The organism is Streptomyces sp. NPDC001415 (genome assembly GCF_053597395.1).
This window is the reverse complement of record NZ_JBSFIE010000015.1, coordinates 135,082-147,216: the sequence shown is the minus strand read 5'-3', so window position 1 is coordinate 147,216 and position 12,135 is coordinate 135,082. Positions and strand designations below refer to the sequence as shown.

Annotated in this window: 11 protein-coding genes; 6 read left to right on the top strand and 5 right to left on the bottom strand. The window is 71.4% G+C overall.

Features of this window, described 5'->3' with window-relative positions:
- Window positions 1-118 precede the first annotated feature (118 nt).
- Complete coding sequence (locus tag ACWC2B_RS21495; RefSeq protein WP_450718935.1) at window positions 119-1,174, top strand: LLM class F420-dependent oxidoreductase; 1,056 nt, start codon at window positions 119-121, stop codon at window positions 1,172-1,174.
- Between the two features lie 263 nt (window positions 1,175-1,437).
- On the top strand, window positions 1,438-2,226 hold the full coding sequence (locus tag ACWC2B_RS21490) for a ferritin-like domain-containing protein (RefSeq protein WP_450718837.1): 789 nt from the start codon (window positions 1,438-1,440) through the stop codon (window positions 2,224-2,226).
- On the opposite strand, the gene corA is transcribed toward ACWC2B_RS21490, so the two are convergent.
- Complete coding sequence (gene corA / locus ACWC2B_RS21485) at window positions 2,227-3,222, bottom strand: magnesium/cobalt transporter CorA (RefSeq protein WP_450718835.1); 996 nt, start codon at window positions 3,220-3,222, stop codon at window positions 2,227-2,229.
- A 59-nt stretch (window positions 3,223-3,281) separates the two neighbouring features.
- Here corA and ACWC2B_RS21480 point away from each other — a divergent pair, with 59 nt between their 5' ends.
- The 4 genes from ACWC2B_RS21480 to mshC all read left to right on the top strand — a co-directional run bounded on the left by ACWC2B_RS21480 (window position 3,282) and on the right by mshC (window position 6,756).
- Complete coding sequence (locus ACWC2B_RS21480; protein WP_450718833.1) at window positions 3,282-3,968, top strand: histidine phosphatase family protein; 687 nt, start codon at window positions 3,282-3,284, stop codon at window positions 3,966-3,968.
- 68 nt (window positions 3,969-4,036) lie between these two features.
- On the top strand, window positions 4,037-4,627 hold the full coding sequence (locus tag ACWC2B_RS21475; RefSeq protein WP_344375820.1) for a DUF3090 domain-containing protein: 591 nt from the start codon (window positions 4,037-4,039) through the stop codon (window positions 4,625-4,627).
- Window positions 4,591-5,412 (top strand): SCO1664 family protein, encoded by an 822-nt coding sequence (locus ACWC2B_RS21470; protein WP_450718831.1) that lies wholly within the window; start codon window positions 4,591-4,593, stop codon window positions 5,410-5,412. Before ACWC2B_RS21475 ends, ACWC2B_RS21470 begins: the two co-directional genes overlap by 37 nt.
- Before the next feature lie 114 nt (window positions 5,413-5,526).
- Window positions 5,527-6,756 carry a cysteine--1-D-myo-inosityl 2-amino-2-deoxy-alpha-D-glucopyranoside ligase gene (mshC, locus tag ACWC2B_RS21465; RefSeq protein WP_450718829.1) on the top strand — a complete coding sequence of 410 codons (1,230 nt, stop codon included), beginning with the start codon at window positions 5,527-5,529 and terminating at the stop codon, window positions 6,754-6,756.
- Between the two features lie 112 nt (window positions 6,757-6,868).
- Here the strand turns inward: mshC and ACWC2B_RS21460 are convergent, their stop codons facing one another.
- The 4 genes from ACWC2B_RS21460 to ACWC2B_RS21445 form a co-directional block, all read right to left on the bottom strand.
- Entirely contained in the window at window positions 6,869-7,393 is a 525-nt protein-coding gene (locus ACWC2B_RS21460; RefSeq protein WP_450718827.1) for a hypothetical protein, read from the bottom strand.
- Between the two features lie 55 nt (window positions 7,394-7,448).
- On the bottom strand, window positions 7,449-9,185 hold the full coding sequence (locus ACWC2B_RS21455; RefSeq protein ID WP_450718825.1) for a S8 family peptidase: 1,737 nt from the start codon (window positions 9,183-9,185) through the stop codon (window positions 7,449-7,451).
- A 374-nt stretch (window positions 9,186-9,559) separates the two neighbouring features.
- The gene (locus ACWC2B_RS21450; protein WP_450718823.1) at window positions 9,560-10,966 is read right to left on the bottom strand and encodes an NADP-dependent succinic semialdehyde dehydrogenase; all 1,407 of its coding nucleotides are present in this window, start codon (window positions 10,964-10,966) and stop codon (window positions 9,560-9,562) included.
- Window positions 10,967-11,056: 90 nt separating this feature from the next.
- Window positions 11,057-12,040 (bottom strand): PAC2 family protein, encoded by a 984-nt coding sequence (locus ACWC2B_RS21445; RefSeq protein WP_450718821.1) that lies wholly within the window; start codon window positions 12,038-12,040, stop codon window positions 11,057-11,059.
- Window positions 12,041-12,135: the final 95 nt, after the last annotated feature.

The window sequence follows — 12,135 nt, the reverse complement described above, 5'->3', positions numbered from 1 at the left end:
TCTGCCCTGCCGCATCGGGTCCACGCGCGCTAGAGTCCCCGACACAGGAACGTTACTCATGAGTAAGACGCGGGAGTGGGCGCGTGCGTACGCGTCCCGACGAGTAAGGGGATCGGCCATGCGGCTCGGCATCAACCTCGGCTACTGGGGCGCGGGAATGGACGGCGACAACCTCGCCGTCGCCAAGGAGGCGGACAAGCTCGGCTACGACGTCTGCTGGGCGGCCGAGGCCTACGGCTCCGACGCGCCCACCGTCCTCGCCTGGGTCGCCGCGCAGACCGAGCGCATCGACGTCGGCTCCGCGATCCTCCAGATCCCGGCCCGCCAGCCCGCCATGACCGCGATGACGGCCGCCACCCTCGACTCGCTGTCCGGCGGCCGCTTCCGCCTGGGCCTCGGCGTCTCGGGACCGCAGGTCTCCGAGGGCTGGTACGGCGTCAAGTTCGACAAGCCGCTCGCCCGCACGCGGGAGTACGTCGAGATCGTCCGCAAGGCGATGACGCGCGAGCGCCTCTCCTATGAGGGCGAGCACTGGACGCTGCCGCTGCCTGGCGGCCCCGGCAAGCCCATCAAGCTGACCGTGCACCCCGAGCGCGAGCACATCCCGCTCTACATCGCCGCCATCGGCCCCAAGAACCTGGAGCAGACCGGCGAGATCGCCGACGGCGCACTGCTGATCTTCCCGGCCGCCGAGCACATCGAGGCCACCGCGATCTCCCACATCCGCGCGGGCCGTGAGAAGGCCGGCCTGACGATGGACGGCTTCGACGTCTGCCCGACGCTGCCGATCTCGCTCGGCGCCGACGCGGACGTCCCCGCCCTCGCCGACACGTTCCGCCCGTACACCGCGCTGTACGTCGGCGGCATGGGCAGCCGCAAGCAGAACTTCTACAACCAGCTCGCGCAGCGCATGGGTTACGAGAAGGAAGCCGCCGAGATCCAGGACAAGTACCTGTCCGGCGACAAGGCGGGCGCGGGGGCCGCGGTCCCGCAGCAGCTCATCGACTCGACCACGCTGCTCGGCTCGGTCGAGCGGATCGCCGACCGGATGCAGGCGTACGCCGCCGCCGGCGTCACCACGCTGACCCTGGCCCCGGCCGGCTTCACACTCGACGAGCGGCTCGCCTCGCTGCGCGCGGGCACCGAGGCGCTGGAGCGCGGGGGCCTCGCCTGAGAGCGGATCGTCCAAGGAGATGTCACCGCGGCCGTGGTGGGGGGCAAGGAGATGGTCACCGCGGCCGTGGTGGGGGCTCGGGGGTCTTCCCCGCCACGGCCGTCACGTCTGACAACGCCCGGACACACCGCCCGGTTACGGCGGTGTGGGCACCGCACATTCCTTCGTTCGGCCCAGTGGTACCGGACCCCTGTTGCCGCCGGTCGTATGCCGCATTTGACTCGGTTTCGCATGGTCATGGTGCGCACCCCGGAGGTACGGCGATGCTCTCGGCCAAGAGCCTGTTCCAGGAGATCCTCGACAACGACGAGTCGTTCCGGCTCTTCTGCTCCATCGCGGCCAGCGGCGAGTCCCAGGGCGGCTGGGAGAACGGCCGGATCGCCACCCTCCTGCCCGACGCGTGCCGTGCCCTCGCCCCCAAGGTCGCCCGGCACGGCGCCGACGAGGACAAGCACGGGCGGATCTTCAACGCGCTGATGAAGAAACGCGGGCTGACCCCGGTCGACGTACCGCCCGACACCGACTACACGATGCTGCTCGAACAGCGCGGCATCGGCCTCGGCCACGAGCAGCTCCGGGGCGTGGTGCCGCTCACCGAACGGGACGTCGTCGTCTACCTCGCCCACAGCCGGGTCACCGAGCAGCGCGCCTCCGAACAGATGGAGCTGCTGCGCAGACACTTCGGCGCGGACCCCGGCATCGGCCGGGCGGTGCGGATGATCTCCGACGACGAGGACAACCATCTGGCGTACTGCCACGAGGAGTTGCTGCGCCTGGCCCGCGCCGGACACGGCCCCACCATCCAGCGCGTACTGCGCGAGTGCGCGCTCGCCGAGATCCGGGTGTACCGCGACGTCAGCCTCGCCGTGATGGCCCACATGGGGAGGATCCTCGACTGGCCGCGCGCCAAGGCGGCGGTCCTCGCGGCGGGCATCCACGCGGTGTACGCCTACGAACGGCTCGGCGGATGGCGGCGGATGGTCAGCCTCACCATGCCCGAGCGGCGCGACGCGCTGGGCGGCCCGGCCGTCCCCGCGCCCGGATTCGCGTAGCTACATCCAGCCCCGCCGCTTGAACAGGCGGTACAGGCCGAACTCCAGGACCGCCATCAGCAGGATCAGCGCCGGATAGCTCCACGCCCAGTGGAGTTCCGGCATGTGGTCGAAGTTCATGCCGTAGACGCCGGCCAGCATCGTGGGAACCGCCGCCATCGCCGCCCACGCCGAGATCTTCCGCATGTCGTCGTTCTGGCGGACGCTCACCTGGGCGAGATGGGCCGAGAGGATGTCGGAGAGCAGCCGGTCCAGGCCCTCCACCGCCTCGTTGGTCTTCATCAGGTGGTCGTCCACATCGCGGAAGAACGGCTGCGACCTGGCGTTCACGAACGGCACGCCCGCGCTCGCGAGCCGCTGCACGGGCTGCGCGAGCGGGCCGGTCGCCCGGCGGAACTCCAGGAGCTGCCGCTTGAAGGTGTAGATCCGCGACGCGGTGTTCTTCGTGTCGCCGCCGCCCGTCGGCGAGAAGATCTGCGCCTCCAGCTCCTCCAGGTCGGTCTGGAGCTCCGCCGCCACGTCCGTGTAGTGGTCGACGACCGCGTCGCTCACCGCGTACAGGACCGTCGTCGGCCCGTGCTTGAGGAGCTCCGGCTCGGCCTCCAGCCTGCGCCGCACCGCCTTGAGCGGGGCGCCCTCGCCGTGCCGGACGCTCACCACGAAGCAGTCGCCCACGAAGAGCATCAGCTCGCCGGAGGTCACGGTGTCGCTGTGCGGCTCGTACACGACCGGCTTCAGGACCATGAACAGCGAGTCGTCGTAGACCTCCAACTTCGGTCGCTGATGCGCCTTCAGGGCATCCTCCACGGCCAGCCTGTGCAGTCCGAACTCGGTGCTGACCAGGTCGAACTCCTGCTCCGTGGGCTCGTAGAGACCCAGCCACAGGAAGCTGTCACCGATGGCGCGCGCCTGGTCGAGGGCCTTCGAGAAATCCCTCGGGCCGTCGGTGCGGCGCCCCTCGCGGTAGATGGCACAGTCGACGATCATTGCGGGCATTGTCCCTTGATCGGGAGCCGCCCGCACCCGGGGGCCGCCGGGCGCCTAGGCTGGCGGGCATGGCCACGCTGATCCTCGTACGCCACGGACGTTCCACCGCCAACACGGCGGGGGTGCTGGCCGGCTGGACGCCGGGTGTCGCCCTCGACGAGCGCGGCCGCGCCCAGGCCGCCGCCCTGCCCGCCCGGCTCGCCTCCGTGCCGCTCGCCGCCGTCGTCACCAGCCCGCTGGAGCGCTGCCGCGAGACCGTGCAGCCGCTCCTGGACGCCCGCCCCGGACTGCCGCTGCACCCCGAGGACCTGATCGGCGAGTGCCACTACGGCGACTGGTCGGGCCGCAAGCTCTCCGAGCTCTCCACCGAACCGCTGATGGAGGTCGTGCAGCAGCACCCCTCCAACGCGGCCTTCCCCGGCGGCGAGTCGATGCGCGCCATGCAGGCCCGGGCGGTCGAGGCCGTACGGGACTGGAACACCCGGATCGAGACCGAGCACGGCCCCGACGCGGTGTACGCGATGTGCTCGCACGGCGACATCATCAAGTCGATCGTGGCGGACGCCCTCGGCATGCATCTCGACCTCTTCCAGCGCATCTCGGTGGAACCGTGTTCCCTCACCGTCATCCGCTACACCCGCCTGCGGCCCTTCCTCGTACGCCTCGGGGACACCGGCGACCTCGCCTCGCTGGCCCCGCGCGAGAAGGCCCCGGACGAACAGGCCGAGGTCGGTGGCGGTGCGGGAGCACCGTGATCGCCGCGCGCAGTAGGGTGGACGCGCCGAAAACCGCTGCTCCAACTCCGAACTAGGGAGACCAGAACGTGTCCCGTCAGGTGTTCTTCTACGACCCGCCGGACCGTTTCGTGGCCGGCACGGTCGGGCTGCCCGGGCGCCGTACGTTCTTCCTCCAGGCGTCCGCGGGCAGCCGCACCACCAGCGTCGCCCTGGAGAAGACCCAGGTCGCCGCGCTAGCCGAGCGGATCGACGAGCTGCTCGACGAGGTCGTGCGCAGGACCGGAGGAAACGCTCCTGTGCCCGCCGTGGCCCCGCCCGACGTCACGGACACCGCGCCGCTCGACTCGCCCGTCGAGGAGGAGTTCCGGGTCGGCACCATGGCACTGGCCTGGGACGGCGACGAGCAACGCATGATCATCGAGGCGCAGGCCCTGGTCGAGCTCGACGCGGACACCGAGGACGACCTCGCCGAGGCCGAGGAGCGGATGCTCCAGGACGAGGAGAACGGCCCGCCGATGCTGCGGGTGCGCCTGACCGGAGCCCAGGCCCGGGCCTTCGCCAAGCGGGCCCTGGACGTCGTGAACGCGGGCCGGCCGCCGTGCCCGCTGTGCAGCCTGCCGCTCGACCCGGAAGGACACGTATGCCCGCGCCAGAACGGATACCGCCGCGGAGCCTGACCTCCGCCGAGCTCCTCACCAAAGGCGAGCTCACCGTCCTCGGGCGGATCCGCGAGGCGTCCAACGCCGTCCTCTACTGCTCCGTCGCGTACGGGGACGACAGCGCGGAGTGCGTCTACAAGCCCGTCGCGGGGGAGCGGCCGCTGTGGGACTTCCCCGACGGCACGCTCGCCCAGCGCGAGGTCGCCGCGTACGAGGTGTCGCAGGCGACCGGCTGGGACCTCGTGCCGCCCACCGTGCTGCGTGACGGGCCCTACGGCGAAGGCATGGTCCAGCTGTGGATCGAGCCGGTCGAGGGCGACTCCGGGCTGCTCGCGCTCGTCGAGGACGAGGAGCCCGCCGAGGGCTGGAAGGCGGTCGCGCTCGCGGAGGTCGGCGAGGGCCGCACCGCACTGCTCGTGCACGCGGACGACGACCGGTTGCGGCGCCTCGCCGTGCTCGACGCGGTGATCAACAACGGGGACCGCAAGGGCGGGCATCTGCTGCCCGCGCCCGACGGGCGGCTGTACGGGATCGATCACGGGGTCACGTTCAACGTGGACGACAAGTTGCGGACGCTGCTGTGGGGGTGGGCGGGCGAGCCGCTCACCTCGGAGGCGGTGGGCGCCTTGAAGGGCCTGGCCGAGGCCCTTCGACCCCTGGAGCCGCTCGCCGTCCGGCTGGGCTCGCTGATCACGGAGGCGGAGCTGGAGGCCGTGCGGGCGCGGGTGGCGGCGCTGCTGTCCACAGGGGTCCACCCCACCCCTTCGGGGGAGTGGCCGGCCATTCCATGGCCACCGGTCTGAGCTGTCCCGGGGTGGGGACCTAGCACCCCTGGTCCTGGCGGCGCAAGAGGGCCTATTCGGCCAACACCGGGATCCGGTTCGTATCCGGAACGTGCGTCCGGTTACGCTCAAGACATGCATGCCTGGCCCGCTTCTGAGGTCCCCGCCCTGCCCGGCAAGGGCCGCGACCTCCGGATCCACGACACCGCGACCGGCGGTCTGGTCTCCCTCGACCCCGGTCCCGTCGCCCGTATCTACGTCTGCGGGATCACCCCGTACGACGCGACCCACATGGGTCACGCGGCGACCTACAACGCGTTCGACCTCGTTCAGCGCGTGTGGCTCGACACCAAGCGGCAGGTTCACTACGTCCAGAACGTGACGGATGTGGACGACCCCTTGCTGGAGCGAGCCATCCGCGACGGCAAGGACTGGGTGGAGCTCGCCGAGGGCGAGACCGCGCTGTTCCGCGAGGACATGACCGCCCTGCGGCTGCTCCCCCCGCAGCACTACATCGGCGCGGTCGAGGCGATACCCGGGATCGTCCCGCTCGTCGAGCGGCTGCGGGACGCGGGCGCGGCGTACGAGCTCGAAGGGGACATCTACTTCTCCGTCGAGAGCGACCCGCACTTCGGCGGAGTCTCGCACTACGACGCCGAGTTCATGCGGGCGCTGTCCGCCGAGCGCGGCGGCGACCCCGAGCGGCCCGGCAAGAAGAACCCGCTCGACCCGATGCTGTGGATGGCCGCCCGCGAGGGCGAGCCGAGCTGGGACGGCGCCTCCCTCGGGCGCGGCCGCCCCGGCTGGCACATCGAGTGCGTCGCCATCGCCCTCGACCACCTCGGCATGGGCTTCGACGTGCAGGGCGGGGGCTCCGACCTGGTCTTCCCGCACCACGAGATGGGCGCGTCCCACGCCCAGGCGCTGACCGGCGAGTACCCCTTCGCCAAGGCGTACGTGCACGCCGGCATGGTCGCCCTGGACGGCGAGAAGATGTCCAAGTCCAAGGGCAACCTGGTGTTCGTGTCGAAGCTGCGGCGCGACGGCGTCGACCCGGCCGCCATCCGACTGGCCCTGCTCTCCCACCACTACCGGGCCGACTGGGAGTGGACCGACCAGGTGCTCCAGGACGCCGTCGAGCGCCTCGGGCGCTGGCGGGCCGCCGTGTCGCGGCCGGACGGCCCCTCCGCGGACGCCCTGGTCGAGGAGGTGCGCGAGGCTCTCGCCCATGACCTGGACGCGCCCGCCGCCCTCGCCGCGGTCGACCGCTGGGCCGAGCGCCAGGACGCCGACGGCGGCACGGACGAGGCCGCCCCCGGTCTCGTCTCCCGCACGGTCGACGCCCTCCTCGGTGTCGCCCTCTGAGCACAGGCTCTGAGTACAGGCTCTGAGTACAGGCCCTGAGCACAGGCTTTGAGCACAGGCGGGCGCCGGGCGGGAACATTCCCACCCGGCGCCCTCTGTGCGGGAGTTGGCGCTACTGCTTGTTCACCACGATCGCCTGGATGACGCTGTTGGTGTTGTCGTAGAACCCGATGACCTGCTGCCCGAACGCGAAGGCTTCCTGGACCTCGTCATGCGTGACGGGGTTGGGGTTCGCCAGCTGGCGCCAGTTGCCGTCGATGAACAAGTACAGGATCGACGGCTGGCCGGGGAGCGGGGTCACGACGTCCCAGAACTTCGTGGCGATGCCGCTGACCAGGGCGGCGCTGTTGACCGCGGCAGGCAGCACGAGCGGCTGGCCGATGGACTGCTGACCCTGCTGGCCGCCCATCTGCTGGAGCAGCTGCTGGTAGGGCTGCTGCTGGCCGAGCTGCTGGAGCTGCTGCTGGATCTGCGGCGGCAGTTGCTGCTGCTGGCCGTACTGCGGGGTGAACCCCTGCTGGCCGTAGCCCTGCTGCTGGCCGAAGCCCTGCGGCGGGGACGTGCTGGGGCCCTGCTGGCCCATCTGCTGACCGTACTGCTGCTGGTGCTGCTGGCTCATCTGCGGGGTGGTGCTCATGCGGGTGTCACCTTCCCTTTTGTGAGTTCCGTTGGCTGCCCGGTGTCCCTGGGACTCAGCCGGCGACCACCAGGCCGACGACCTCGTCGTCCGAGAACCAGACGCGTATGTCCGGCCGTCCGGCCGCGAAGGCGGAGTGCACCGCCTGGCGGAGTTCGGGCGCGGGATTGTTCAGGTTGCGCCATGCCCCGGCCACGAACAGCCGGAGCCTCGGGGGCAGTTCATGGGGGTACGGGATCAGTTCGTCCCAGTACCGTTCGGCCTGGCCGGTGCCGACCGTCGAGGGCATCAGACGGGTCACCGCGGCCTTGATGTCGGGCCGGTTGCCGATGCGCTGGGAGGCGGGCCTGCCCGGCGCGTCCTGCTGCGGCGAACCGGTCGACCGCAGGATCGTACGGGCCCGCTCCGGCGTCATCGGGTCCTGCCCGGCGGCCTTCAGCATGCCCTGCAGCGAGGCGAGGGCACCGACCACGATGGGCGAGGCCGACGACGTCCCGGAGAATGTGTCCGTGTACCAGGCGATCTCCTCGGCACCGCCCTGGAGGTCGCCCGCCCGGTCCCAGAATCCTCCGGTCGTGGTGGTCTCGCGGCCCCAGCCCTGGGCGTCCATGCGGGCGCCGTAGTTGGAGAACGCGAGCCGCGAGCGGTCCGGGCCGTGGTCGCGGCCGTGGGTGCCGGGAGGCGGGGCGCCCGCGCCCACCAGGACCGCGCCCGAGGACTGGTTGGACGGGTTGAACGGGTTGCGCCAGTCCTGCGGGAACCCCTCGGGGCGCCGCTCGTACAGCGCGTCGTCCAGGCTCTCGGCGCCGTTGCCGCCGGCCGCCACCACCAGGACGCCCTTCGCGGTCGCCCAGCGGATGGCCGCGAAGTCGTCCGGCCACCACTCGATCGGGATGTAGCCCTCCTGGTCGTCACGGTCCTGGAAGTCGAACCTCGGCCCCGGGCGGTGCAGTTCGATCAGGACGATGTCACCGGGCGAGAGCCGCTCGGCCGCGGCATGGATCGCCGCCGCCGTGCCGATGCCCTGGAACGAGGCGGCCGCCGTGACCGCCTCCGGGGCGATCCCGGTGACGCCCTTGTCGTCCCGGTCGCCGCCGATGACCCCGAGGACGGCCGTGCCGTGGTTGCGCCACGCCACGTCCTGCACCGGGTTGCCGACCACGATCCCGGCGAGCTTGTCCGCCAGGTCCTCGTGGCCCAGCTGCCAGGCGCCCTCGACGTCGATGACGGTGACGCCCTCGCCGGAGCCGCCCGGCCGCAGCCACGCCCAGTAGGCGTCGACGCCCTCGGGCGCGGGGTTCAGATAGCCCTGCCGGCCGGTGTAGTCGGGCGTCGCGGGGGCGCCCTCCTTCAGCCGCTTGATCGTCTCCTCGTCGCGGCCCGTCAGCGAGGCGGGCACGGCGCCCGGCTTCACATAGGCCGTCTCGACCTCGGGCAGTGCGGCGAGCCGTGCGCTCAGCTCCGTGGCCCGCTCGCCCGCACCGCGTACGCGGTAGTAGAGGGACAGGTCCGGGAGTGCCTCGCGGGAAGCGCCCCGCGGGACCTGCGCCAGTCGCTCCTCGCGGCCGAACAGCGGCTCCAGGGCGATCTGTTCATCGTTGAGGAACATCGAGAGAGCCGAGGTGTCGGCTCCGGAAGCCGAGCGGACACCCTCAGCGCCGACGCGCAACCGGGCCTCGGCCCGCGCGACGACGATCAGTTCCGGCTCGGCTCCGTGATAGGTGAATCCAGCTCCATCGGGTCCTGGCCCCGCCGTTCCGGGGCCCTGGCCCGGGTGAATCCGATCGGTCATCGCTTCCGCCGCTCCCCTCGGGTGCTGTGCTTGGCGTGCCTACGGGGACACACCTTGCTACCGCAGCGCCGGAACGTAAACCCCGCTTGCGCGAACAAAGTTTGAAATCAAGCTGAATGGGCACCCCGTGCATTTGGACCGGAAACCGATGTCACGCCGCAATTAGGCCAAACACGGCGGAGGTTGGGGTCTCCCGGTGGGGCGCGAGCGGCCTGTGTGACAGGGAAGTTGACGTGTCTGTGCGGGGTGGCCGGATACGCGTCCGGGCGCCGGTGTGACGGCCCCGGCCCGCTTTCCGGTTTACGACGACGGCGGGGCCGGGGCGCGGCCTGTTCCAACTGCCCCTGGAGACCGGTCAGTTGAGGGAGGGGCGGTCAGGAATCCGAAGGCTCCGCGGCGTGCCACACCGTCGTCACGTTGCAGAACTCGCGGATGCCGTGGCCGGAGAGCTCGCGGCCGTAGCCGGAGCGCTTCACACCTCCGAACGGGAAGGCCGGGTGCGAGGCGGTCATCCCGTTGAAGAACACCCCGCCCGCCTGGAGGTCCCGTACGCACCGGTCGACCTCGGCGCTGTCACGCGTCCAGACGTTCGAACTGAGGCCGAACGGGGTGTCGTTGGCGACCGACAGCGCCTCGTCGAGGTCCCGCACCCGGTACAGGGTGGCGACCGGACCGAAGGTCTCCTCCTGGTGGATCCGCATGTCCGCGGTGATGCCGGCGAGCACGGTGGGCAGGTAGAACCAGCCCCGGTCGCTCCCCTCGGGGCGGCTTCCGCCGCACAGGGCGGTCGCTCCCTTGCGTACGGCGTCGTCGACGAGCTCCTCCAGGTCGGTCCGGCCCTGCTCGCTGGCCAGCGGGCCGACGTTCGTGTCCTCCAGGAGCGGGTCGCCGACCTTCAACTCCCGCATTCCCGACGTGAATTGCTCGGCGAACGCGTCGTAGACGTCCGTGTGGACGATGAAGCGCTTGGCGGCGATGCAGGACTGGCCGTTGTTCTGCACCCGGGCGGTCACCGCGGTCCGCGCGGCCCGCTCCACATCGGCGGAGGGGAGGACCAGATAAGGGTCGCTGCCGCCGAGTTCGAGCACGGTCTTCTTGATCTCGTCGCCGCAGATCGCCGCGACCGAGCGGCCCGCCGGCTCGCTGCCGGTCAGCGTCGCAGCCGCCACCCGCCGGTCGCGCAGCACCTTCTCGACCCCGTCGGAGCCGATGAGCAGGGTCTGGAAGCAGCCGTCGGGGAAGCCCGCCCGGCGGAACAGGTCCTCCAGGTACAGCGCGGTCTGGGGCACGTTCGAGGCGTGCTTGAGCAGGCCGACGTTGCCCGCCATCAGCGCGGGCGCCGCGAACCGTACGACCTGCCAGAGCGGGAAGTTCCACGGCATCACGGCGAGGACCACGCCGAGCGGCCGGTAGTGGACCCGGGCCCGCGCGGCGCCGGAGTCCTGGACGTCGTCCTGCGCGGGCTCCTCGTCGGCGAGCAGCGCTGCCGCGTGCTCGGCGTACCAGCGCATCGCCTTCGCGCACTTCGCCGCCTCGGCCCGCGCTGCCGCGACGGGCTTGCCCATCTCCAGGGTCATGGTGCGCGCGATGTCGTCCCGGTCGCCGTCGAGCAGGTCGGCGGCCCGCAGCACGAGCCGCGTCCGCTCCTCGAAGCCGGTCGTGCGGTAGTCGGCGAAGGCGGCCTCGGCCGTGGCGAGGCGGCGCTCCACCTCCTCGGGCCCCATGGCACCGAAGCTCTTGAGCGTCTCACCGGTAGCCGGATTCACCGTGGCGATGGCCATGACGTACGACACCTCCCGAAGGCACTGGTCCTTCGACCTTCCCGCGCGAGGGGAGGCGCCGCAACGCGAACCGGGGCCCGGCCCCGAGGGCTACTCCTCGGGGGACTCCTCGCCGGGGTCCTCCTTCTTCGGGGGCTTCGGCGGCCGGGTGCGCCCGCTGGAGGTGTCCCGCAGATAGGACCCGTCGGCCTCGGTGGCGGGGCCGCCCGCCGTGGCCTGGCCGGGGCCCGGCCCGCCGTCGCGCCGACGCAGATAGCGCTCGAATTCGCGGGCGATCGCCTCGCCGGACGCCTCGGGCAGATCCGCGGTGTCCCGCGCCTCCTCCAGCGTCTGGACGTACTCGGCCACCTCGCTGTCCTCGGCGGCCAGTTGGTCGACGCCGAGCTGCCAGGCCCGGGCGTCCTCGGCGAGTTCGCCGAGCGGGATCCTGAGGTCGATCAGGTCTTCCAGGCGGTTGAGCAGGGCGAGCGTGGCCTTGGGGTTCGGCGGCTGGGACACGTAGTGCGGCACCGCGGCCCACAGGCTGACCGCGGGAACTCCCGCATGTGTGCAGGCCTCCTGGAGGATGCCGACGATGCCCGTGGGGCCCTCGTACCGGGTCTCCTCCAGATCCATGGTGCGCGCCAGGTCCGGGTCGGAGGTCACGCCGCTGACCGGCACCGGCCGGGTGTGCGGGGTGTCGCCGAGCAGCGCGCCCAGGATCACCACCATCTCCACGCCCAGCTCATGGGCGAAGCCCAGGATCTCGTTGCAGAACGAGCGCCAGCGCATCGACGGTTCGATGCCGCGCACCAGCACCAGGTCGCGCGGCTTGTCGCCGCCGACCCGGACCACGGAGAGCCGGGTGGTGGGCCATGTGATCTTGCGGACTCCGCCGTCCAGCCACACGGTGGGCCGGTTGACCTGGAAGTCGTAGTAGTCCTCCGCGTCCAGCGCCGCGAAGACCTCGCCCTTCCATGCCCCGTCCAGGTGCGCGACCGCGGAGGAGGCGGCGTCGCCCGCGTCGTTCCAGCCCTCGAACGCGGCGATCATGACCGGGTCGACCAGCTCGGGAACGCCCTCCAGCTCGATCACCCAGTGCCTCCCTCAGAAGTTCCCTTGCGTACGTCCCAACCTTACGGCTTCAGACCTACCCATCCGCAGCCCCCGTGCACGGCCCTCCGGCATCG

Excerpts from the sequence above, each read along its gene's own strand:
- ACWC2B_RS21495 (WP_450718935.1), top strand. The coding sequence starts at position 119 with ATGCGGCTCGGCATCAACCTCGGCTACTGGGGCGCGGGAATGGACGGC.
- ACWC2B_RS21450 (WP_450718823.1), bottom strand. The coding sequence starts at position 10,966 with ATGGCCATCGCCACGGTGAATCCGGCTACCGGTGAGACGCTCAAGAGC.
- ACWC2B_RS21455 (WP_450718825.1), bottom strand. The coding sequence starts at position 9,185 with ATGACCGATCGGATTCACCCGGGCCAGGGCCCCGGAACGGCGGGGCCA.
- ACWC2B_RS21490 (WP_450718837.1), top strand. The coding sequence starts at position 1,438 with ATGCTCTCGGCCAAGAGCCTGTTCCAGGAGATCCTCGACAACGACGAG.
- corA (WP_450718835.1), bottom strand. The coding sequence starts at position 3,222 with ATGCCCGCAATGATCGTCGACTGTGCCATCTACCGCGAGGGGCGCCGC.
- ACWC2B_RS21460 (WP_450718827.1), bottom strand. The coding sequence starts at position 7,393 with ATGAGCACCACCCCGCAGATGAGCCAGCAGCACCAGCAGCAGTACGGT.
- mshC (WP_450718829.1), top strand. The coding sequence starts at position 5,527 with ATGCATGCCTGGCCCGCTTCTGAGGTCCCCGCCCTGCCCGGCAAGGGC.
- ACWC2B_RS21470 (WP_450718831.1), top strand. The coding sequence starts at position 4,591 with ATGCCCGCGCCAGAACGGATACCGCCGCGGAGCCTGACCTCCGCCGAG.
- ACWC2B_RS21480 (WP_450718833.1), top strand. The coding sequence starts at position 3,282 with ATGGCCACGCTGATCCTCGTACGCCACGGACGTTCCACCGCCAACACG.